The organism is Azospirillum aestuarii (genome assembly GCF_016632405.1).
Classification (GTDB): Bacteria; Pseudomonadota; Alphaproteobacteria; order Azospirillales; family Azospirillaceae; genus Azospirillum; species Azospirillum aestuarii.
Genome location: NZ_JAEPIV010000019.1, coordinates 15,498 through 34,634, shown reverse-complemented (window position 1 = coordinate 34,634; position 19,137 = coordinate 15,498). Strand labels below are relative to the sequence as shown.

Annotated in this window: 19 protein-coding genes; 7 read left to right on the top strand and 12 right to left on the bottom strand. The window is 70.3% G+C overall.

The window, feature by feature from the left end:
• Positions 1 to 40 precede the first annotated feature (40 nt).
• From JJL56_RS24135 to JJL56_RS24120, 4 genes are all read right to left on the bottom strand, one after another.
• Entirely contained in the window at positions 41 to 1,039 is a 999-nt protein-coding gene (locus JJL56_RS24135) for a LysR family transcriptional regulator (RefSeq protein ID WP_200486586.1), read from the bottom strand.
• 126 nt (positions 1,040 to 1,165) lie between these two features.
• Positions 1,166 to 2,455, bottom strand: coding sequence for an MFS transporter (locus JJL56_RS24130; RefSeq protein ID WP_200486585.1), 1,290 nt, complete (start codon positions 2,453 to 2,455; stop codon positions 1,166 to 1,168).
• Positions 2,456 to 2,483: 28 nt separating this feature from the next.
• A complete protein-coding gene (locus tag JJL56_RS24125; RefSeq protein ID WP_200486584.1) occupies positions 2,484 to 3,674 on the bottom strand; it encodes an acetyl-CoA C-acyltransferase in 1,191 nt (396 codons plus the stop codon).
• Between the two features lie 28 nt (positions 3,675 to 3,702).
• Positions 3,703 to 4,458 carry an SDR family oxidoreductase gene (locus JJL56_RS24120; RefSeq protein ID WP_200486583.1) on the bottom strand — a complete coding sequence of 252 codons (756 nt, stop codon included), beginning with the start codon at positions 4,456 to 4,458 and terminating at the stop codon, positions 3,703 to 3,705.
• Positions 4,459 to 4,584: 126 nt separating this feature from the next.
• On the opposite strand from JJL56_RS24120, the gene JJL56_RS24115 reads away from it, so the two are divergent.
• Positions 4,585 to 5,181: a TetR family transcriptional regulator gene (locus JJL56_RS24115; protein ID WP_200486582.1), complete on the top strand. Its 597-nt coding sequence runs from the start codon at positions 4,585 to 4,587 to the stop codon at positions 5,179 to 5,181.
• Positions 5,182 to 5,356: 175 nt separating this feature from the next.
• On the opposite strand, the gene JJL56_RS24110 is transcribed toward JJL56_RS24115, so the two are convergent.
• Entirely contained in the window at positions 5,357 to 6,481 is a 1,125-nt protein-coding gene (locus JJL56_RS24110; protein WP_200486581.1) for a siderophore-interacting protein, read from the bottom strand.
• 462 nt (positions 6,482 to 6,943) lie between these two features.
• On the opposite strand from JJL56_RS24110, the gene JJL56_RS24105 reads away from it, so the two are divergent.
• The 3 genes from JJL56_RS24105 (at position 6,944) to JJL56_RS24095 (ending at position 10,286) form a co-directional block, all read left to right on the top strand.
• Entirely contained in the window at positions 6,944 to 7,882 is a 939-nt protein-coding gene (locus tag JJL56_RS24105) for a ubiquitin family protein (RefSeq protein ID WP_345772629.1), read from the top strand.
• A 110-nt stretch (positions 7,883 to 7,992) separates the two neighbouring features.
• The gene (locus JJL56_RS24100; protein WP_200486579.1) at positions 7,993 to 9,219 is read left to right on the top strand and encodes a LysR family transcriptional regulator; all 1,227 of its coding nucleotides are present in this window, start codon (positions 7,993 to 7,995) and stop codon (positions 9,217 to 9,219) included.
• Positions 9,220 to 9,365: 146 nt separating this feature from the next.
• Positions 9,366 to 10,286, top strand: coding sequence for an NAD(P)-dependent oxidoreductase (locus JJL56_RS24095; protein ID WP_200486578.1), 921 nt, complete (start codon positions 9,366 to 9,368; stop codon positions 10,284 to 10,286).
• 13 nt (positions 10,287 to 10,299) lie between these two features.
• Here JJL56_RS24095 and JJL56_RS24090 read toward each other — a convergent pair whose 3' ends face one another.
• Positions 10,300 to 11,217: a helix-turn-helix domain-containing protein gene (locus tag JJL56_RS24090; protein ID WP_200486577.1), complete on the bottom strand. Its 918-nt coding sequence runs from the start codon at positions 11,215 to 11,217 to the stop codon at positions 10,300 to 10,302.
• Between the two features lie 182 nt (positions 11,218 to 11,399).
• Between JJL56_RS24090 and JJL56_RS24085 the strand changes: the two genes are divergently transcribed.
• From JJL56_RS24085 to JJL56_RS24075, 3 genes are all read left to right on the top strand, one after another.
• Positions 11,400 to 12,563, top strand: coding sequence for a cytochrome P450 (locus JJL56_RS24085; RefSeq protein ID WP_014199251.1), 1,164 nt, complete (start codon positions 11,400 to 11,402; stop codon positions 12,561 to 12,563).
• A gap of 84 nt (positions 12,564 to 12,647) precedes the next feature.
• A complete protein-coding gene (locus JJL56_RS24080) occupies positions 12,648 to 12,971 on the top strand; it encodes a 2Fe-2S iron-sulfur cluster-binding protein (protein ID WP_200486576.1) in 324 nt (107 codons plus the stop codon).
• A 38-nt stretch (positions 12,972 to 13,009) separates the two neighbouring features.
• A complete protein-coding gene (locus JJL56_RS24075; protein ID WP_200486575.1) occupies positions 13,010 to 14,215 on the top strand; it encodes an NAD(P)/FAD-dependent oxidoreductase in 1,206 nt (401 codons plus the stop codon).
• 121 nt (positions 14,216 to 14,336) lie between these two features.
• On the opposite strand, the gene JJL56_RS24070 is transcribed toward JJL56_RS24075, so the two are convergent.
• The 6 genes from JJL56_RS24070 to JJL56_RS24045 are packed head-to-tail and all read right to left on the bottom strand — an operon-like array spanning position 14,337 to position 18,924.
• The gene (locus tag JJL56_RS24070; protein WP_035681315.1) at positions 14,337 to 15,179 is read right to left on the bottom strand and encodes a class III extradiol dioxygenase family protein; all 843 of its coding nucleotides are present in this window, start codon (positions 15,177 to 15,179) and stop codon (positions 14,337 to 14,339) included.
• Between the two features lie 4 nt (positions 15,180 to 15,183).
• Positions 15,184 to 15,537, bottom strand: a complete 354-nt coding sequence (locus JJL56_RS24065) for a protocatechuate 4,5-dioxygenase subunit alpha (RefSeq protein WP_109067865.1) — start codon at positions 15,535 to 15,537, stop codon at positions 15,184 to 15,186.
• A 28-nt stretch (positions 15,538 to 15,565) separates the two neighbouring features.
• Positions 15,566 to 16,441 (bottom strand): amidohydrolase family protein, encoded by an 876-nt coding sequence (locus tag JJL56_RS24060; RefSeq protein ID WP_200486574.1) that lies wholly within the window; start codon positions 16,439 to 16,441, stop codon positions 15,566 to 15,568.
• A gap of 26 nt (positions 16,442 to 16,467) precedes the next feature.
• Complete coding sequence (locus JJL56_RS24055) at positions 16,468 to 17,526, bottom strand: 4-oxalomesaconate tautomerase (RefSeq protein ID WP_200486573.1); 1,059 nt, start codon at positions 17,524 to 17,526, stop codon at positions 16,468 to 16,470.
• A complete protein-coding gene (locus tag JJL56_RS24050) occupies positions 17,519 to 18,190 on the bottom strand; it encodes a 4-carboxy-4-hydroxy-2-oxoadipate aldolase/oxaloacetate decarboxylase (protein WP_200486572.1) in 672 nt (223 codons plus the stop codon). Before JJL56_RS24050 ends, JJL56_RS24055 begins: the two co-directional genes overlap by 8 nt.
• Entirely contained in the window at positions 18,190 to 18,924 is a 735-nt protein-coding gene (locus JJL56_RS24045) for a PIG-L deacetylase family protein (RefSeq protein ID WP_200486571.1), read from the bottom strand. Before JJL56_RS24045 ends, JJL56_RS24050 begins: the two co-directional genes overlap by 1 nt.
• Positions 18,925 to 19,137 lie beyond the last annotated feature (213 nt).

The window sequence follows — 19,137 nt, the reverse complement described above, 5'->3', positions numbered from 1 at the left end:
AACACAATTCGGATCGCATGAACAATCCGGCCCGCATAACTCACATCACGCAGAGGCAGGCGTCCTCCGGCTCCGCGGCGGCGGGGGCCGGCGCGGGCTTCTCCCGCTCCGGGCACTCGTAGCCGTCGATCTCCTCGCCCTGCATCAGCGGGCAGCCCTCGAACAGTTCGGCAACCCAGTCGACGAAGGCGCGGACCTTGGGCGACAGGTGGCGGTTGTGCGGATAGAGCGCGGAGATCGGCATCAGGGCCGGGCGCCAGTCCTTGAGGATCTCCACCAGGGCGCCGCTGCGCAGGTGGGGCAGCGCCATGAAGCGGGCGATCTGCCCGATGCCCAGCCCCTCCAGCGCGCAGGTGACGTAGGCGTCGGCGTCGTTGACCGAGACCGGGCCGTTCAGCTTCACCTCGCGGGTGACGCCGTCGCGCTCGAAGCTCATCTCGTGCATCTTGCCGGTGCGGGTGAAGTAGTTGACGGCGGTGTGGCCCTCCAGCTCCTCGATGGTCCGGGGCGTGCCGTGGCGGGCGAGATAGGCCGGGCTGGCGACGGTCACCGGGCGGAAGGCGCCGACCCGGCGGGCGATCAGGCTGGAATCCACCAGATCGCCGACGCGCAGCACGCAATCCACCCCCTCCTGGATCAGGTCGATGGGGCGGTCGCTCATCCCGATCATGATCTCGATGTCGGGGTAGCGGGCGTGGAACTCGTGAATGGTCGGGATGATGATGAGCCGCCCGACCGAGCCCGGCATGTCCACCCGCAGGCGCCCGCGCGGCGTCTTGCGGGCGCTGGTGAAGGAGGTCTCGATCTCCTCCAGGTCGGACAGGATGCGGGTGGCGCCCTCCAGATAGGCGGCGCCGTCGAGCGTCAGGCTCAGCTTGCGGGTCGTCCGCTGGAGCAGGCGCACGCCGAGCGCCGCCTCCAGATTCTGGATGGTCGTCGTCACCGAGGCGCGCGGCAGGCCCAGCGTGTCGGCGGCCTTGGTGAAGCTGTTGACCTCGACGACGCGGACGAAGACGCGCATCGCGTGCAGTTTGTCCATGGTCGGTCCATCGACGCAGTGGGGATGGCCCGGCCCGTGTTTGGATAGACCCAAACGGAGCGGGCCGGGCTGCGCCTATCTAAGCACAGCCCGGCCCGAAGTCGATGGGGCTTTGGTGGGGCGCCCTCAGGTGGCCGGCGCCGGCTTGGTCGCGGCCGGGGCGCGGCCCAGCGTCGGGACCAGCAGGGCGGCCCCCAGGCAGAGCAGCCCGGCGATGAAGAAGGCCGGCAGGTAGCTGTCCAGCGTGCTACGGGCGTAGCCGGCCCCGAAGGCGGCGCAGGCGGCACCGATCTGGTGCCCGGCGAAGACCCAGCCGAAGACGAGGTTGGCGCGCTCCCGTCCGAACCGTTCCGCCGTCAGCCGGACGGTCGGCGGCACGGTGGCGATCCAGTCCAGCCCGTAGAACACCGCGAACAGCGACAGGCCGTAGAGCGTGAAGTCGGAATAGGGCAGGAACAGCAGCGACAGGCCGCGCAGGCCGTAATACCAGAACAGGAGCCAGCGGTTGTCGTAGCGGTCGGACAGCCAGCCCGAGGCGACCGTGCCGACGAAGTCGAAGATTCCCATCAGCGCCAGCAGGCTGGCGGCCCGCACCTCCGGCACGCCGAAATCGACGCAGAGCGGGATCAGGTGGGTCTGGATCAGCCCGTTGGTGCTCGCCCCGCAGATGAAGAAGGTGGCGAACAACACCCAGAAGACCCGCGTCCTCGACGCATCGCGCAGGGCGCCCAATGCTGCGGCCACCACCGATCCGGCGGGCGGCGGCGGGGCGGTCGCGGCGCCCTCCTCGCCATAGGCGGCCAGCCCGAGGTCGGACGGACGGTCGCGCATCAGGGCGAGCACGGCCAGCGCCGCCACCCACAGCAGCCCGCACAGCAGAGCGAGCGCGACGCGCCAGCCCATCTGCTCGGTCAGCATCGACAGCAGCGGCATGAAGACGAGCTGCCCGGTGGCCGAACTGGCGGTCAGCAGGCCGACGACCAGCCCGCGCCGCCGGCTGAACCAGCGCGTCGCCACGGTGGCGCCCAGCACCATCGCGGTCAGGCCGGTGCCGAAGCCGACGACGAAGCCCCACAGCAGGATCAGCTGCCAGACCTCGCGCATGGCGAGCGACAACAGCAGCCCGCCGCTGACCAGCGTCAGCGAGGACAGCACCATCCGCTTGACGCCGTAGCGGTTGATGAGCGCGGCGGCGAACGGTCCCATCAGGCCGAACAGCAGCAGGCGGATGGCCAGGGCGATGGAGATGTCAGCGGTGGACCAGCCGAACTCGCGCTGCAGGGGCAGCAGGAGGACGCCGGGGGCGCCGACAGCACCCGCTGACACCAGCATGGTCAGGAAGGTGACGCCGACGACGGCCCAGCCATAATGGACGTTGCGCCGCGCCAGCGCGGCGGCGACGGGGGAGGACAGCATGGATGCGCTTCCGGTCTGGCGGAAAGGGTCAGGCGGGCCGTTCGACCGCGATGGCGGTGGCCTCGCCGCCGCCGATGCACAGGGACGCGACGCCGCGGCGCAGCCCCCGCGCGGCCAGCGCGTGCAGCAGCGTCACGATCAGCCGCGCGCCGGTGGCGCCGATGGGGTGGCCGAGCGCGCAGGCCCCGCCGTTGACGTTCAGCGCGTCGCGGGGAATGCCGAGGTCCCGCTGCGCCGCCATGGCGACGACCGCGAAGGCTTCGTTGATCTCGAACAGATCGACGTCGCCGACACCCCAGCCGACGCGGTCGAGCAGTTTGCGGATCGCCGGAATCGGCGCCGTGGTAAACCAGGCCGGGTCCTGGCTGTGGGTGGCGTGGCCGAGGATGGTCGCCAGCACGGGCAGCCCCTCGCGCTCGGCCAGCGAGCGGCGGGTGAGGAGCAGCGCCGCCGCCCCGTCGGCGTTGGCCGACGAACTGGCCGCGGTGATCGTGCCGTCGCGGCGGAAGGCCGGCTTCAGGGCGGGAATCTTCTCCGGCGAGACCTTCAGCGGATTCTCGTCGTCGGTGACAAGGCGCTCCCCAGCTTTGGCGGCGAGGGTCACGGGGGCGATCTCCGCGGCGAAGGCGCCGTTTTCGATGGCGGCGCGGGCGCGGGTCAGCGTCTCGACGGCGTAGGCGTCCTGATCGGCGCGGGTGAAGCCGTAGAGTTCGGCGGTCGCCTCGCCGAAATCGCCCATCGGGCGCCCGCCCTCATAGGCGTCCTCCAGCCCGTCGAGCATCAGGTGGTCGAGGATGCGGTCGTGCCCGATGCGGTAGCCGCCGCGCGCCTTGGCCAGCAGATAAGGCGCGTTGGACATCGACTCCATGCCGCCGGCCAACACGATGTCGGACGAGCCGGCGCGGATCAGGTCGTGGGCGAGCATCGTCGCCTTCATGCCGGAGCCGCAGACCTTGTTGACGGTGGTGGCGCCGGTGGCGTCGGGCAGACCGGCGCCGCGCGCCGCCTGCCGGGCCGGCGCCTGCCCCTGGCCGGCGGGCAGCACGCAGCCGAGCAGGACCTCGTCCACCCGCTCCGGCGCCAGTCCGGCGCGGCTCAGGGCGGCGCGGACCGCGTGGGCGCCCAGCGCGTGGGCGGGCAGGGCCGACAACTCCCCCTGGAAACGGCCGAGCGGCGTGCGCGCAGCGGAGACGATGACGACGGGATCGATGGCATCCATGGTCGCGCGTTCCTTTCTAAGTTAGGGATCACTGCACCGTCAGCCCGCCATCGACGTTGATCGACTGGCCGGTGATGAAGGACGCGGCGTCGGAGCACAGCCAGACCACGGTGTCGGCGACCTCGCGCGGCTGGCCGACGCGACCCACCGGGTGCAGCGGGCCGAGCGCCGCGTTGACCGCCTCCTCCCCGCCGAAGGACCCGGCGCTCATCGGCGTCTGGATGATCGCCGGGCAGACGGCGTTGACGCGCACGCCGGACTTGGCGACCTCGATGGCGACGCTGCGGGTCATGCCCTCGACCGCCGCCTTGCTGGCGGAATAGACACTGTTGCCGGCCAGCCCGATCTGGCCCAGCACGGAGCCGGTGGACACGATGGCGCCCTTGCCCTGCCGCAGCATGATCGGCAGCTCGTGCTTCAGGCACAGCCAGACGCCCTTGATGTTGACGGCGACCATGCGGTCGAAATCGGCCTCCGTCGTGTCGGCCACCGTCCGGCCGAAATGAATGCCGGCGTTGTTGAAGGCGTAGTCGAGCCGGCCATGGTCCCGCTCGATCCGGGCGAACAGGGCGGCGACCTCCTCGGCGTCGGCGACGTCGGCCTGGACGAAGACGGCGCGCCCGCCGGCCTGCCGAACGAGGTCCACCGTCTCCAGCCCCTCCGCCTCGCGCCGCCCGGTGACGATCGCCGTGGCGCCCGCCTTGGCGAAAGCCAGCGCGGTCGCCCGCCCGATGCCCGAGGTGCCGCCGGTGACCAGGGCCACGCCGCCGCTCATATCCGTCATTGTCCTCTCCATGCCCGCTGGGTTATGATGATGATCATCATGAATGGACTTATTCATGACGTCCATCATGAATATCGCCACGTGCCCCCGCGATGGAGGCGTGGCAGCCATGCGCAAGGTGACGACGTGAAGGTTTCCAAGGAAAAGGCGGCGGAGAACCGCGCCGCCATCGTCAAGGCGGCGGGACGTTTGTTCCGCGAACGCGGGTTCGACAAGGTCGGGGTGGCGGAGATCACCAAGGCCGCCGGTCTGACCCACGGCGGCTTCTACGGCCATTTCGCCTCGAAGGACGCGCTGGCCGCCGAGGCGTGCGAGGCCGCCTTCGCCGAGAGCCTCGACCGGTTGCCCGCCGACGAGGCGTCACCGGAGGGGGCGCTCGACGCCTTCCTGACGCGCTATCTGAGCGAACGGCACCGCGACCGGCCGGACGCCGGCTGTCCGATGGCCGCCTTCGCCGGGGAGGTGGCGCGGCAGGACCCCGCGTTGCAGGAACGCTTCGGCGCCGGCGTCGAGCGCTTCTTCGCGGTGGTGGAAGAGCGCCTGCCGGAGCGGGACGGGGAGGGCGATGCCGGTCGCCGCGCCCGCGCCATCGCCATCGTGTCGGCCCTGATCGGCGGCATGGCGCTGGCCCGCGCCACCGCGCAGGCCGATCCGGACTTGTCGGTGGAGATCCTGGCGGCGTTGCGCGGTCAGCTCGGGATCGTGGGAGGCGGCGGGAATTGAGCGGTCCTGCCGACGCTCAGCGCGCCAGCGCGACCGGCTCTCCGCTGTCCGGGTGGGGGAATCAACGCGGTCACCCGGCGCGGAAGGAGATCGCAGGACGTCTGGTCGAGCAGGAGGCGCCCCGGCAAGGCGAAGCTCACCCTGTCGAGGTGGAACATCGGCTTGATCGGTGATGTCATCCGGAGGTTCCGCGGTCTGGCGAGGCCGCCTTTGACGGAGTGACCGGCGCAGCACGTCGCCAGTAGGCGACGGCCAGCATGCGGTCGCGGTCGATGCCGCATCCGCGCAGATGCTCGCGCAGCCGGGCAAGGTCGTCGAGCTCGCAGGCGACCCAGGCGAACAGGCTGGCGGTGTCCGTTGGGAGCGTCAGCGACCGCACCGCCTCCACCAGCGGCCCCGTCCCTTCGGCGCTCTGGCGGTGCAGCCAGCGGACGGCGACCCCCGCGGGGGCCTGGAGCGGCAGTTCGTCCGCCGTGTCCTCCACCTCGATCAGGGCGGTGCCGCGGGCGTCGTCCGGCAGCTCCTCCAGGATGCGGGCGATGGCGGGAAGGGCCGTTTCGTCGCCGGCCAGCAGATACCAGGAGGCCGACCGGATGCCGAGCCCGTAGGGACCGGACATGCCGCAGAGGTCGCCGGGCCGCGCCCGCCGGGCGAAGTCGGCGCCGGGGGCGTCACCGGAATGGCCGTCATCGTCGTGAAGGACGACATCGATGTCCAACTCACCGGCATCGGCATCGACGCGCCGCAGGGTGTAGTAGCGGACCGCCGGCCGGCGCTCGGGCTCCGGCAGGACCGGCCGCCCGTCGGGGCCGGGGCGCGGCCAGGATGGCGCCTCCAGCCCCGGCGGCGGCAGATAGAGGCGGACATGCAGGTTGTCCGAGGTGGCAAAGCGGCCAAGATCCCGGCCGCGGAAGGTGATGCGGCGCAGGCGCGGGGTCAGGTCGCGGACCGCGGCGACGCGGATCTCGCGGAAATCGGCGAACAGCGCTCCGGTCTCGACGTCGCCGGTCCAGACGATCGTCGCGTCCTCCCCCAGCAGGGCGATCAGCTGTTCGGTGACCGAGCCGCGCAGCCGCTCCAGGAGGCCGCGGTCGCCCGACTCCGCCCGAAGACGCAGGGCGTCGGTGCCCACGGTCAGCGTCAGGCGGCCGAACGGCCCGTCTGTCGTCAGGCGGTCGCCATCGCGGGTGAAGGTGAGGCCATAGGGCTCGGAGGCGGCGACCAGCCAGTCCGCGGCGGCGGCGGGGGTGCCGGGGAGGAGGTCCTGGGGAATCGCGGTGTCGCAGAAGAAGCGGGGCATCAGCGCCGTCCCGGAAGCCAGAGGAGGAAAGGGCCGTCGACAATTGTAGGCGACTACGGAGACGAGCAGCCCGGCCGGCACTTGATAAGGGAAGATCACCCCGCGTCCAAGCCAGTCCGCCGCCGCCTTCGAAATGCACCGAATCCACGGCCACAGCCAGAAGGACATCGCGGATAGAAGGACATTGCGGAGACCCTTGGCGTGTCGCCGACGCTGGTCAACGTCATGATCCGTGACGCGCTGGCTCACTGCCGCAAGGCGATGAAGCGGATCGAGCCGCCGTCTTGAAGGACAGGGCGGCACCCGATCATGATGGTCGCTTGACCTGCGGCCCGGCGATGGCGTTCCCTGTCCGGAATCAGCCTGGGTGAGGACCAGATCGGGGTTGCCGCGCTCTGGTCCGCCCGGACTGGCCTTGCGGACCGGATGGACGGTTGCCGCTTTGCCGGAGACCGCCCGCCCGTGACTCACGCCGCCTCCGCCCGCCCGCCGATGGGCGCCGAAACCCCGTTGGACCGTCAGCTGCGTGTCTGGCGGGGGCATCGTCGCCCGGTGCCGCCCGACGAGCGGATGCGCGTCCTGACGGAGCGGTGGATTGGCCCCCACCTCGCCGCTTTGGAAGCGCTGATGCTGGAGCTGCGCCACGGCGTCGACCGGGATCGGGAGGAGGGCCGGCTGACCTTCCCGAAGCGCCGCAACCCTTACCCGAAGGGTTTCTGCCGCGAGATCAGCGACGCCGTCTTCGAGCGGCTGGGCCGGCGGATCGCCGCGCCGGACACGCCCGTCACCCACGCTCTGGCGGCCTTCGTCCAGGAGGGCGGCACCCTGTCCCCGATCTGGGGGGCGTTGCGCGGCAGCTATTTCCAGAACGCCATGCAGGTCGGCGCCCTGTACGTCGACGCGGCCAACGACACCGTGACCGTCACCAAGCCCAAGGTCGAGATCCTGCCCCTGGAGGCGAGCGGGCTCGAACCGGTCGTCGAGGTGGCCCACTTCGCCCGGATCGCCCAGATCTACTGGGGCGGGACCGTCTGGTCCAACACCCTGTTCCCGCGGCTGGCTCCGGCATTTCCCATCCTCTACATCGACCCGGACGGACGTCCCCACCTGCACCCGGACAGCCTCGGGGTCTTCGCCGAGAACATGGCCGGCGGCTGCCGGTCGGCCCTGGCCTTCATGGAGCGGGAACAGGACGACGGACGCGTTCTGCCGGCCGACGTCGCGGCGGCGCTCGCCCCGTGGCACAAGCATGGCCCCTGGTTCGAGGAGCAGTGCCCGACACCGGACTGGGACCGGCTTCGCGCCTGCTTCGCCCAAGCGGCCGATCCGCGGGGGCCGTACCGCTCGGCCCAGGGCTTTGTCGGCATGATGGAGGCGGTCAAGCGGGTGGCGGGGGCGTAACGCTTCGCACGGCCCGGCCTCTTTACGGACTGGTGCCCCGACGATAAGCTGGAGCCATTGAGTTTTGCTATGGCTGCTCCGGCAGCAACGCTGTGGAGCAGGAAGGTCCGATGAACGGCATTCCCAACATCCGGCATTTGCGGGCCTTCCGCGAGGTGGCGCGGCGCGGCAGCATCAGTCAGGCGGCGGAGCATGTGCATCTGTCCCAGCCCGCCATCACCCAGGCCATTGCCAAGCTGGAGGAGGAGGTCGGCACCCCCCTGTTCGAGCGGCGGCCGGACGGCATGGCGGTGTCCGCCATGGGCGTGCTGTTCCTCGACCGCGTGGAGCGCGCGCTGGACCGCCTGCGCACCGGCACGCGCGAGGCGGTCCGCATCGGCGGGCGCAAGGGCGGCCTGCGCGGTGTGGCGGATTTCGACCAGCTGCTGACGGCCGCGCAGATCCGGGCGCTGGCCGCGGTCGCCGACGCCGGCAATTTCAGCCTCGCGGCGCGCACCGTCGGCATTTCGCAACCCACCCTGCACCGCGCCGCCCGCGACCTGGAGCGGCTGGCGGGCATGGCGCTGTTCGCGCGGACCGCCGCCGGCATCGCGCTGACCCCCGCCGCCAAGGCGCTGGTCCAGCATGTCAAGCTGGCGATCACGGAGCTGGAGCAGGGATTCGCGGAGGTCGGCGAGGGGCTGGGCGGCGACACCGCCCGCATCGTCGTCGGCAGCATGCCGCTGTCGCGCCCCTTCATCCTGCCGACCGCCGTCAACGCTCTGGTGCGCGAGCGTCCGGACGTCCAGTTCGACGTTCTCGACGGCCCCTACGACGATCTGCTGCACGGGCTGCGCCATGGCGAGATCGACGTGTTGATCGGCGCGCTGCGCGACCCGCTGCCCATCGACGACGTCGTGCAGGAACCCTTGTTCGAGGACCCGCTGGTCGTGGTCGCGCGCGCCTTCCATCCCTTGTCCCGCCGGCCGACGCTGACGCTGGAGGAGCTGGCGGGGTGCCAATGGGTGGTCCCGCGCCGCGGCACGCCGACGCGCGACCGGTTCGAGGCGCTGTTCGCCGACGGGCCGCCGCGTGGGCTGGTCGAAACCGGCTCCCAGATCCTGGTGCGCGGCCTGCTGCTGGGCAGCGACCGTTTGACGCTGATCTCGGCGCACCAGATCCGGCATGAGCATGAGCTGGGCCTGCTGGTCATCCTGCCCGTGGAACTGGCCAACACCGAGCGCACCATCGGCCTCACCGTGCGCCGGGGGTGGCGCCCGACCGCGACGCAGGCGCATTTCCTCGACCTGCTGCGCGAGGCCGGGAAGCAGGCCGTCTCGCCGGTCCCCCGCCCGTGAGCGGCCATTCAAAACACCGACGGAGCGCTATTCAAAAATTGGATAGGGTGATCCGTCATTGAATGACGCCGCCAGCGTGCCGGCGTGCTAGCCATGCCTATTGGAGGGGAGATGGACTCCCAGCGCACGGACGGACGGAGGCAACGATGACGGTGCGGGACCAGCGGACGGCCAAGGTGGCCTTCATCGGATTCGGGGAGGCGGCGTCGGCCTTCCGGTCCGGCTGGCGGGGCGCCGGGCTGGCGGACACGGTCGCCGCCTTCGACGTCAAGACCGGGTCCGCCGACGCGGCGGTGCGCGCCCGCAAGTGGACCGACTACGCGACGGCGGGGGTGACCGGCGCCGAGCGGGTGGAGGACGCCCTGGCCGGGGCCGCGCTGGTCTTCTCGCTGGTCACCGCCGATCAGGCGCAGGCCGCCGCCCGCGACGCCGCCGCCCATCTCGCACCCGGCGCCCTGTTCTTCGACGGCAACTCCTGCGCGCCCGGCACCAAGCGGGAGTCGGCGCAGGCGGTCGAGGCGGCCGGCGGGCGCTACGTCGATCTGGCGGTGATGGCGCCGGTCCATCCGAAGCTCCACAAGACGCCGCTGCTGGTCGCCGGTCCGCACGCCGCCGAGGCCCTGGCCGCCCTGTCGGCCCTGAAGATGAGCGCCAGGGAGGCGCCGGGACCGGTCGGCACCGCCTCCTCGATCAAGATGATCCGCAGCGTGATGATGAAGGGTCTGGAGGCGCTGTTCCTCGAATGCGTGCTGGCCGGGCGCAAGGCCGGGGTGGACGAGGTGGTGTTGGACTCCCTGGACGTCACCTATCCCGGTTTCGGCTTCAAGGAGCGCGCCGCCTACATGCAGGAGCGCGTCATGACCCACGGCGTCCGCCGCGCCGCCGAGATGCGCGAGGTCGCGCGCACCGTCGACGAGCTGGGGCTGGCCGGCGGCATGGCCCGCGCCGCCGTCGACTGGCAGCAGCGCGTCGGCGACCTGAAGCTCGACGCCCGCGCCATCGGGGAGGGCGATTACCGGGCGCTCGCCGACGCCATTCTGGCGCGGCTCGACACGGTCGAGCGGTGAGAAACAGTCCGCGCTATTCGGAGCGCGCCTCGCGCCGGAAGGCGGCCGGCGTCTTCCCGGTCAGCCTCTTGAAGACGCGGTTGAAATAGCCGGGGTCCTGGAAGCCCAACTCATAGGCGATCATCGACACCGGTGCGGCGATGTAGACCAGACGGCGCTTCGCTTCGAGCAGCAGGCGGTCCTGCACCACCTCGAAGGCGGAGCGGCCGGCGAGATGCCGGCACAGGCGGTTCAGCCGCGATTCGGTGATCCCCAGCGCGTCCGCGTAGCGCGGGATCGCCCAATGCTCGGTGAAGCGTTCCTCGACCAGCGCGCGGAAGCGGGCGAACAGCTCGGTGCGCACGCGCTCCGCCGGGTCGGCCCCGGCCGCCGCCGCGCGCTGGCGCTCCAGCAGCAGCAGGACGCCGCGCAGCAGCCACTCGCACATCGCCGACCGGCCGAGCTGCGGCCAGCGGAACTCCGTCATCAATTGATCGAGCAGGGTGGCGACGCGCTCCGCCGCCGCCGGGGCGTCGGTGAAATCGATCAGGCAGGGGCGCAGGAACAGCGCCTCGAACAGCGGCCGGCTCTGCGCGCTCGCCCCGTCGAACAGCATCACTTCGGCCACCGTCAGCACATAGCCGTGGCTGCCCGGCCGGAACTGGAAGGAATGCACCACCGCCGGGGGAACTACGATCACGCAGGGCGCCGCCACCTCCGCCACCCGGTCGTCGATCTGCACGCGCGCCCCGCCGTCGAGCACCGCCACCAGCTGGAACAGCCCGCGGTGGGTGTGGGAGCCGATGCCCCAGTCATAGAGGCGGCTGCGGCTTTCGATGTCCTCGATGTGTATGAATTCGGCGTCGGTGAGCCGGGCCTCCTCGCCGTAGAGGGCGAACAGCGGGACCATCCCGGAAGGCGTCTGCGCCGGCTCGTCCGCATCCTGCTCCATGCCGTCCTCCCCGCGCCTTCGTTTGTCGGAAAAGTACAATTTTCCTTCCACTTCGTCCATTCCGCCGCAAAGGCGAACCCGTCTAGGATGCAATTGTTCGCGACCTGAACGGTTCGCGTCGATCCAAACCAAAAACCGCCAATTGGCCGCCCGCCGCCGCGGGTGTCGGAGGACTGCGCCCGATGTTTCGTTTCGATCCCTACTCCCCGGCCGTCGATGCCGACCCGTTTCCTTTCTACAAGACCTTGCGCGACGAGCATCCCTGCTTCTGGAGCGAGGAAGCCAACATGTGGGTGCTGTCGCGCTATGACGACATCGTCACCGCGCTGAACGATTGGGAAACCTATTCTTCGGCCAAGGGCAACCTGATGGACGAGATGCCCAACCGCGCCGGCAACACGCTGGGCACCACCGATCCGCCCCGCCACGACCGCCTGCGCAGCATCGTCCAGTTCGCCTTCACCAAGAAGGCGGTGGAGGGATTGACCGAGCCGGTGCGCGCCTCGGCCAACCGGGCGCTGGACGCCGTGCAGGGGGAGAGGACCTTCGACTTCGTCAGCGACGTCTCCAGCAAGGTCACGGTGGACGTGCTGTTCGGCCTGTTCAACCTGCCTCGCGAGAACGAGCGGATGGTGCGCGACAAGGCCGTGCTGATGGTGCAGTCCGATCCCCGCACCCGGCAGAAGGGGCCGGAGCATCTCGCCGCCTTCCAGTGGATGAGCGAGTACGCCAAGGAGCTGGTGGAGCTGCGCAAGCGTGAGCCCGGCGACGACCTGATCACCGCTCTGATCCAGGCCGAGGTCGCCGGCGAGAAGCTGGCCGACCGCGAGGTGCAGATGACCATCACCACGCTGATCATGGCCGGCATCGAATCCCTGTCGGGCTTCCTCGCGATGTTCGCCCTGAACCTCGCCGACCACGCCGACGCGCGCCGCCGGCTCGCCGCCAACCCGGCGCTGATCCCCGATGCCATCGAGGAATCGTTGCGCTTCAACACCTCGGCCCAGCGCTTCCGCCGCTGCCTTCAGAAGGACGTCGAGCTGCACGGCCAGACGATGCGCGCCGGTGATTTCGTCTGCCTCGCCTACGGGTCGGGGAACCGCGACGAGCGGCGCTTCGCCAACGCCCACCTCTACGACATCGACCGCAAGCCGAAGGGGCATCTGGGATTCGGCGGCGGCGTCCACGCCTGCCTCGGCACGGCCTTTGCCCGTCTGGCTGCCCGCGTCGCCTGCGAGGAGTTCCTGAAGCGCGTGCCGGAGTTCGTCCGGGTGCAGGACCAGCTGCCCTGGATGCCCTCCACCACCTTCCGCAGTCCGACCCGCCTGGAACTGGCGGTGGGCTGACCACCAGGGACGACGGCGCGGCCGGGGGACGGGCCCCGGCCGCGCCCCGACGCGCAACACGGTTTTTCAAAGGAAGTTTCGGCCATGGCGAAGGTCACCTTCATCGAGCACGACGGCCTGGAGCAGGTCGTGGACATCCCGACGGGCTGGACCCTGATGCAGGGCGCGGTGCAAAGCGGCGTCGCCGGCATCGAGGGCGAGTGCGGCGGCTCCTGCGCCTGCGCGACCTGCCACTGTTATGTGGACGAGGCGCTCGTCGACTCCCTTTCGCCGCCCAGCGAGACGGAGCAGGAGATGCTCGATTGCACGGCGTCGGAGCGCCGCGGCAACAGCCGCCTGTCCTGCCAGATCCGGGTGAGCGACGCGCTGGACGGCATCGTGATCCGCCTGCCCGAGGCCCAGAGCTGATGGGCGGCGCGGCGCAGTCGGGGCCCGCGGACGCGGGAATGGTCATCGTCGGGGCAGGGCAGGGCGGGCTGCAGGTCGCCGAATCCCTGCGCGCCGAGGGCTATGACGGTCCCATCACGCTGATCGGCGAGGAGGCGTCGGCCCCCTATCACCGACCGCCGCTGTCCAAGGCGATTCTCGCCGGCACGATGGATGAGGCGCAGCTCGCCATCCGCGGCGCCGAGGTCTTCGAACGGCAGCGCATCGCCCTGCTCACCGGCACGCGCGTCGTCGCCATCGACCGCCCGGCCCGCCAGGTGCGCCTGGAGGACGGGCGCCGCCTGGGCTATCGCGGGCTGGCGCTGGCCACCGGCGCGCGGGTGCGCCGTCTGCCGATCCTTGGTGACGGGTTGGACGGCGTGCTCGGGCTGCGGTCGCTGGACGACGCCCGGCGGATTCGCGCGGCGCTCGACCGCGCGGCGCGGGTGGTGGTGATCGGCGGCGGCTACATCGGGCTGGAGGTCGCGGCGGCGGCGCGCAAGCGCGGCCTGGAGGTGACCATTCTGGAGGCGGCCGACCGGCTGCTCGCCCGCTCGGCGACGCCGTTCCTGGCGGCCTTCTACGCCGACCTGCACCGCGGGCAGGGTGTGATGGTCGAATTGGGGGCCAAGGTGGTCGGGCTGGACGGGCAGGGGGGCCGCGTCGTCGCCGTGCGCACCGCCGACGGGCGGTCGCACCCGGCGGATCTGGTGGTGGTCGGCGTCGGAATCGTCCCCGACACGGCGCTGGCCGAAGGCTGCGGGTTGGCCTGCGACGGCGGTGTCCTGGTGGACGACTGTGCCCGCACCGACGATCCGGCCATCGTCGCGGTCGGCGACTGCACGGCCCGGCGCACCAGCACGGGGACGCTGCTGCGGCTGGAGTCCGTTCAGAACGCCGTCGAGCAGGGCAAGGCGGCCGCCGCCGCGCTGCTGGGGCGGGAGCGTCCCTTCACCGCGGCGCCCTGGTTCTGGTCCGATCAGTATGACGCGAAGCTTCAAATCGTCGGCCTATCCGCCGCTCACGACCGGATGGTGCTGCGCGGCGCGCCGGAGGACCGCCGCTTCTCGGCCTTCTATTTCCGCGAGGGCGCCCTGATCGCCATCGACTCCGTCAACCGCCCGGCGGACCACATGGTCGGCCGCAAGCTGCTGGACCGCAAGGCCGCCCTGACGCCGGACCAGGCCGCCGACGAGAGCTTTCCGCTGGCGTCCCTGACCCGGTGATCGACCAGACGGCAAGCAAAAACAGGCCGGTGCAGCGCGCGCTGCACCGGCCTTGCGCTTATGGTCCCCGTCCGCCGGGGAACGCGGCGGCGGATGGGGGCCAACGGCGGCGGTTTCCCGATCAGGCCGCGCTTTCCAGGACCAGCAGGCCGGCCCCGGTGTTGGAGATCGGGATGTGGTAGTTGCTGTGGACCTTCGAGACCTTCCTGCCCAGCGCGCCGCGCATGATCAGCCAGAGGATCAGCTCCGCCCCCTGGGCGCCGGCCAGACGGACCAGATCGTGGATGGAGTATTTCGCCAGCGCCTCCGGCTCGTCGACGATCTTCTCAAGGCACATCAGGTCGAAGTCCTTGTTGATGAAGCCCGCCCGTTCGCCGTCGAGTTGGTGCGACAGGCCGCCGGTGCCCAGCACGACCACCTTCAGGTCCTTGGGGTAGGACGCCACCGCGCGGCCGATGGCCTCGCCCAGCTTCAGGCAGCGCGCCGGGGTCGGCAGCGGGTGCTGCACCGTGTTGACCGCCACCGGGATGGTCCGGACGGGCCGCTGGGTCTGGTCGGGCCACAGCAGGGCCATCGGCACGGTGAAGCCGTGGTCCACCGCCATCTCCTGGCAGGAGCAGATGTCGAACTCGTCGTTCACCAGCGATTCGATGATGTGCCAGGACAGCTCCGGATCGCCGGGGTAGGGCGGCAGCGGCTTCAGGCCCCAGCCCTCGTCCTTGTTCTGGTACTCCGGGGCCGCGCCGATGGAGAAGGTCGGCATCTTGTCCAGGAAGAAGTTCAGCCCGTGGTCGTTGTAGACCACGATGGCCACGTCCGGCTTGACCTCGGCCAGCCAGTCGCGGGCCTTGGGATAGCCGTCGAAGAACGGCTTCCAATAGGGGTCCTCGAACAGTTCGTTGGCGATGGCGTTGCCGATCGCGGGAATGTGGGAGGTGGTGACGCCACCGACGATCTTGGCCATGGTCTCAGTTCCCCGCCGCCTTGAGCTTCGCCTTGAATTCCTCGACCGTCATGCCGGTCTGCTGCGCGCCGATGTCCTGGACGTTCAGGCCGAGCATGCCGATGAACTTGGCGAGGTAGTAGATGTTGCCGCCCGCCGCCAGCAGGGCCAGGGCGTTGCGGTCCTTGACGGCCTTCTTCTGCTCGTCGTTGAGGCCGAACTTGGCGCAGTAGGCGTCCTCGTCGGCCAGGAACTCCTGCCGGGCCGCCGCCTCGTTGAACGAGTAGCACATCTTGTTCAGCGGGTAGCCCTTCATGGCCATCCGGCCGTCGAAGATGGTGGTGCCGGGTATCGGCTCGTGTGGCGTCGGCGCGCTCATGGTTTGTTTCCTCCGGATCGTTTCTGACTTATTCGGACCAGTAAAGCCGCATCGGGTTGTCGACGAGAAGCGCCGTCCGCTTGGCCTCGTCGGTGGCGATGCGAGGGATGACGTCGACCAGATGCCCGTCGTCGGGCATGTGCGAGGTCATGTTCGGGTGCGGCCAGTCGGTGCCCCACAGCACGCGGTCGGTGAAGCGGTCGACCAGCAGGCGGGCGAGGGGCACCACGTCGTCGTAGGCCGGCGGACCCTGGACGCTCAGCCGCTCGGGGCAGCTCACCTTGCTCCAGACCTTGGGGTTCTCATCCATCAGGGCGACGAATTTCTGGAACTGGGGATGGTCCACGCCCTTGGCGATGTCCGGGCGGCCCATATGGTCCACGACGATGGTGGTGGGCAGCTCGCGCAGGAAGGGCGTGAGGTCGTCGAGATCCGGCGCCTCGAAATAGACCACGATGTGCCAGCCGAATTTCGCGATCCGGTCGGCGATGCCGAGGAAGACCTCCTTGGGCGTGGCGTCCACCAGACGCTTGACGAAGTTGAAGCGCACGCCGCGCACCCCGGCCTCGTGCAGCTCGGCCAGCTCGCCCTCGGTGATCGACGGGCCGACGGAGGCGACGCCGCGCGCCAGCCCGTTGGAGGCCCTCAGCGCGTCGACCAGCGCCCGGTTGTCCTTGCCGTGGCAGGTCGCCTGGACGATGACGTTGCGCGCGAAGCCCAACTCGTCGCGCAGGGCGAAGAGCCGCTCCTTCGGCGCGTCGCAGGGGGTGTATTTGCGCTCCGGCGCGTAGGGGAAGCGGTCGGCCGGACCGAAGACGTGGCAGTGGGCGTCCACCGCGCCGGGCGGTGGTGTGTAGGCCGGCTTGCTCGGGTTGGGGTGGAAGGGACGGTAGTCGGCGTCCATAGGAAGGCTCCCTTCGGGGAAAGAGATCAGTCGGCGTAGACGGTGCCGTCGAACAGCTTGCGGGCGGTGCGCAGCAGGGCGGCGCGGGTCACCGTTCCGGCGCCGTCGAGGTCGAGGACCACGGTCATCTCGCCGGTCGGGTGCTCGACGCTCAGCGTCCGGGTGGCGCCGTCGGGAACCACGGCGAGCGACGCGGCGGGCGAGCCCTCCAGCGCGCAGGCGGTGGCGACGCTGACCGCGCCGAGTACGCCGATGGAGGCGTGGCAGCGGTGCGGGATGAAGGTCCGGGTGGAAATCGCCCCGCCGTTGGCCGGCGCGCTGACCAGCGTCATTTTCGGCACCGACTTGTCCGTCACGTCGCCCAGATTCATCCGCGGCCCGGCCTTCAGCCGAATCGATTCCAGCCGCGCCTTCAGCGCCGCGTCGGCGTCCAGTTCCTCCCGCGTCTCGTCGCCGCGCACCCCGAGGTCGGCGGCGCGCACCACCACCACCGGCATGCCGTTGTCGATGCAGGTGACCGGGACCCCGTCGATGACGTCCACCGCGTTCCCCGTCGGCAGCAGCGCCCCGCAGGAGGAGCCGGCGGTGTCGCGGAACTCAATGGGGATCGCCGCCGCCGTGCCGGGCACGCCGTCGATGCGCGCGTCGCCCCGGTAGGTGACCGCCCCGCCCGGCGTCGGCACGGCGGCAACCGCCACCTGCCCGGTGTTCTCCATGTGGATGGTCACCGGCGTCACGCCGTCGCGGGCGGGAACGAGGCCGCGCTCGATGGCGAAGGGGCCGACGCCGGCCAGGATGTTGCCGCAGTTCTGGGCGTCGGTGACGATGGCCTTGTCCACGAACACCTGAAGGAACAGGTAGTCCACGTCCACGCCCGGACGCTCCGACCGGCGCACCACCGCCACCTTGGAGGTCAGCGGGTCGGCGCCGCCCATCCCGTCGATCTGGCGCGGGTCGGGCGAGCCCATCACCCGCAGCAGGAAGGCGTCGCGCGCCGCCGTGCCGGGCGGCAGGTCGTCGGCCAGGAAATACCCGCCCTTGGAGGTCCCGCCGCGCATCCACAGGCAGCGCACGCCGTCAGACATAGCGCAGCCCCTTCGCGGCGAGCGGGCCGCGCATGCCGTAGATGTCGAGGCCGAGTTCGCCTGCCGACAGCCGCGCCCGCTTCTCCTCCTCCTTGGCCAGCCGGTCCTGCGCCTTCGCCAGCACCTCGGCGGCCTCCTCGCGGCGGACCACGCAGACGCCGTCGTCGTCCGCGACGATCACGTCGCCGGGATTCACCAGCGCGCCCGCGCAGACCACCGGCACGTTGACCGACCCCAGCGTCTCCTTCACCGTGCCCTGCGCGCAGACCGCCCGCGACCAGACCGGAAAGCCCATGTCGGTCAGCGTCCGGACGTCGCGCACCCCGGCGTCGATGACCAGACCGGCGCAGCCGCGCGCCTTGGCCGAAGTCGCCAGCAGGTCGCCGAAATAGCCGGCGTCCGACGGCGAGGTGGTGGCGAGCACCAGCAGATCACCCGGCGTCACCTGCTCGATGGCGACGTGGAGCATCCAGTTGTCGGCCGGCGGGGCCAGGACGGTCACCGCCGAGGCGGCGATCTGGGCGCCGGGATAGATCGGCCGCAGGGCGGAGGACAGCAGGCCCTTGCGGCCCTGCGCCTCGTGCACGGTGGCGACGCCGCATTCGGCCAGTCCGGCGATCACCGCCGGGTCGGCCCGCTCGATGGTTTGGACGACGACGTTCATCACAGCTCATCCACGGTGCGGGGATAGACCGACTGGAAGCCTTCGGCATAGCGGGCGTTGCGCCCGCCGGCCTGCCCGCCGGAGTTGCGGCGGAAGTGGTTGCCGCGGTTCTGCGCCAGGTTGGTGTAATAATCCCAGAGATGCTCCTGCCCGGCCATGCATTCGATGGCGGCGCGCTTGTTGTCCCACACCTCGGTGATGTCGAGGAAGACGTCCGGCTTCCAGCCCATTTGCTCGGTCTGGTGCGGCTCGAACAGGTAGAGCTGCGGGGCGCCGAGCACCTTCTGCCCCGGATTGTGCCCCCAGGCCTGGGCGATCATCCGGCATTCCATCAGGACCTTGGTCGCGTAGGAATGGTCGGTGTTGTAGGGATCGTAGTGCGAGTGGCTCATCAGGAAGGCGGGCTGCACCTTGCGGATCGCGTCGACCAGACGGAACTTGGCCTCGCGGTCGATCTCCAGCGGGTAATCGCCGAGGTCGAAGAACTGGATATCGTGGGCGTTCAGCGCCTTGGCGGCGGCCTCGGCCTCCTTGCGGCGCTCCGTCTTCACACGCTCCAGCGTGCAGCCCTCCTGCTTCCACAGCTTGGCGGATTCGCCGCGTTCGCCGTAGGACAGGCAGACGATGGTGACCTCGTACCCCTTCTTCTGATGCAGCGCGATAGCGCCGCCGGCGCGCCACACGAAATCCGCCGAGTGGGCGCTGAGCACCAGCGCTCTTTTGTTCTGTGCCATGAATGTCCGCTCCCCGGTATGGGCAGTCTGGTGGTGGGCAGCCTGATTGTGGGCAGTCCGATTCCGATGGCCCATCATCCGACGGTGCGAGCGCAAATCCTATTTCGAACTCCCGTCCTTACCATTTGGTTTTGCTATAGGTGCGTTCTGCGGTTGGGCCTTGCCATGGGATGCCGGGGGAGGGGAAGCCCCCAGGGTCGGTACGAAGATGTC

Excerpts from the sequence above, each read along its gene's own strand:
- JJL56_RS24135 (WP_200486586.1), bottom strand. The coding sequence starts at position 1,039 with ATGGACAAACTGCACGCGATGCGCGTCTTCGTCCGCGTCGTCGAGGTC.
- JJL56_RS24130 (WP_200486585.1), bottom strand. The coding sequence starts at position 2,455 with ATGCTGTCCTCCCCCGTCGCCGCCGCGCTGGCGCGGCGCAACGTCCAT.
- JJL56_RS24125 (WP_200486584.1), bottom strand. The coding sequence starts at position 3,674 with ATGGATGCCATCGATCCCGTCGTCATCGTCTCCGCTGCGCGCACGCCG.
- JJL56_RS24120 (WP_200486583.1), bottom strand. The coding sequence starts at position 4,458 with ATGACGGATATGAGCGGCGGCGTGGCCCTGGTCACCGGCGGCACCTCG.
- JJL56_RS24110 (WP_200486581.1), bottom strand. The coding sequence starts at position 6,481 with ATGCCCCGCTTCTTCTGCGACACCGCGATTCCCCAGGACCTCCTCCCC.
- JJL56_RS24100 (WP_200486579.1), top strand. The coding sequence starts at position 7,993 with ATGAACGGCATTCCCAACATCCGGCATTTGCGGGCCTTCCGCGAGGTG.
- JJL56_RS24095 (WP_200486578.1), top strand. The coding sequence starts at position 9,366 with ATGACGGTGCGGGACCAGCGGACGGCCAAGGTGGCCTTCATCGGATTC.
- JJL56_RS24090 (WP_200486577.1), bottom strand. The coding sequence starts at position 11,217 with ATGGAGCAGGATGCGGACGAGCCGGCGCAGACGCCTTCCGGGATGGTC.
- JJL56_RS24085 (WP_014199251.1), top strand. The coding sequence starts at position 11,400 with ATGTTTCGTTTCGATCCCTACTCCCCGGCCGTCGATGCCGACCCGTTT.
- JJL56_RS24080 (WP_200486576.1), top strand. The coding sequence starts at position 12,648 with ATGGCGAAGGTCACCTTCATCGAGCACGACGGCCTGGAGCAGGTCGTG.
- JJL56_RS24075 (WP_200486575.1), top strand. The coding sequence starts at position 13,010 with ATGGTCATCGTCGGGGCAGGGCAGGGCGGGCTGCAGGTCGCCGAATCC.
- JJL56_RS24070 (WP_035681315.1), bottom strand. The coding sequence starts at position 15,179 with ATGGCCAAGATCGTCGGTGGCGTCACCACCTCCCACATTCCCGCGATC.
- JJL56_RS24065 (WP_109067865.1), bottom strand. The coding sequence starts at position 15,537 with ATGAGCGCGCCGACGCCACACGAGCCGATACCCGGCACCACCATCTTC.
- JJL56_RS24060 (WP_200486574.1), bottom strand. The coding sequence starts at position 16,441 with ATGGACGCCGACTACCGTCCCTTCCACCCCAACCCGAGCAAGCCGGCC.
- JJL56_RS24055 (WP_200486573.1), bottom strand. The coding sequence starts at position 17,526 with ATGTCTGACGGCGTGCGCTGCCTGTGGATGCGCGGCGGGACCTCCAAG.
- JJL56_RS24050 (WP_200486572.1), bottom strand. The coding sequence starts at position 18,190 with ATGAACGTCGTCGTCCAAACCATCGAGCGGGCCGACCCGGCGGTGATC.
- JJL56_RS24045 (WP_200486571.1), bottom strand. The coding sequence starts at position 18,924 with ATGGCACAGAACAAAAGAGCGCTGGTGCTCAGCGCCCACTCGGCGGAT.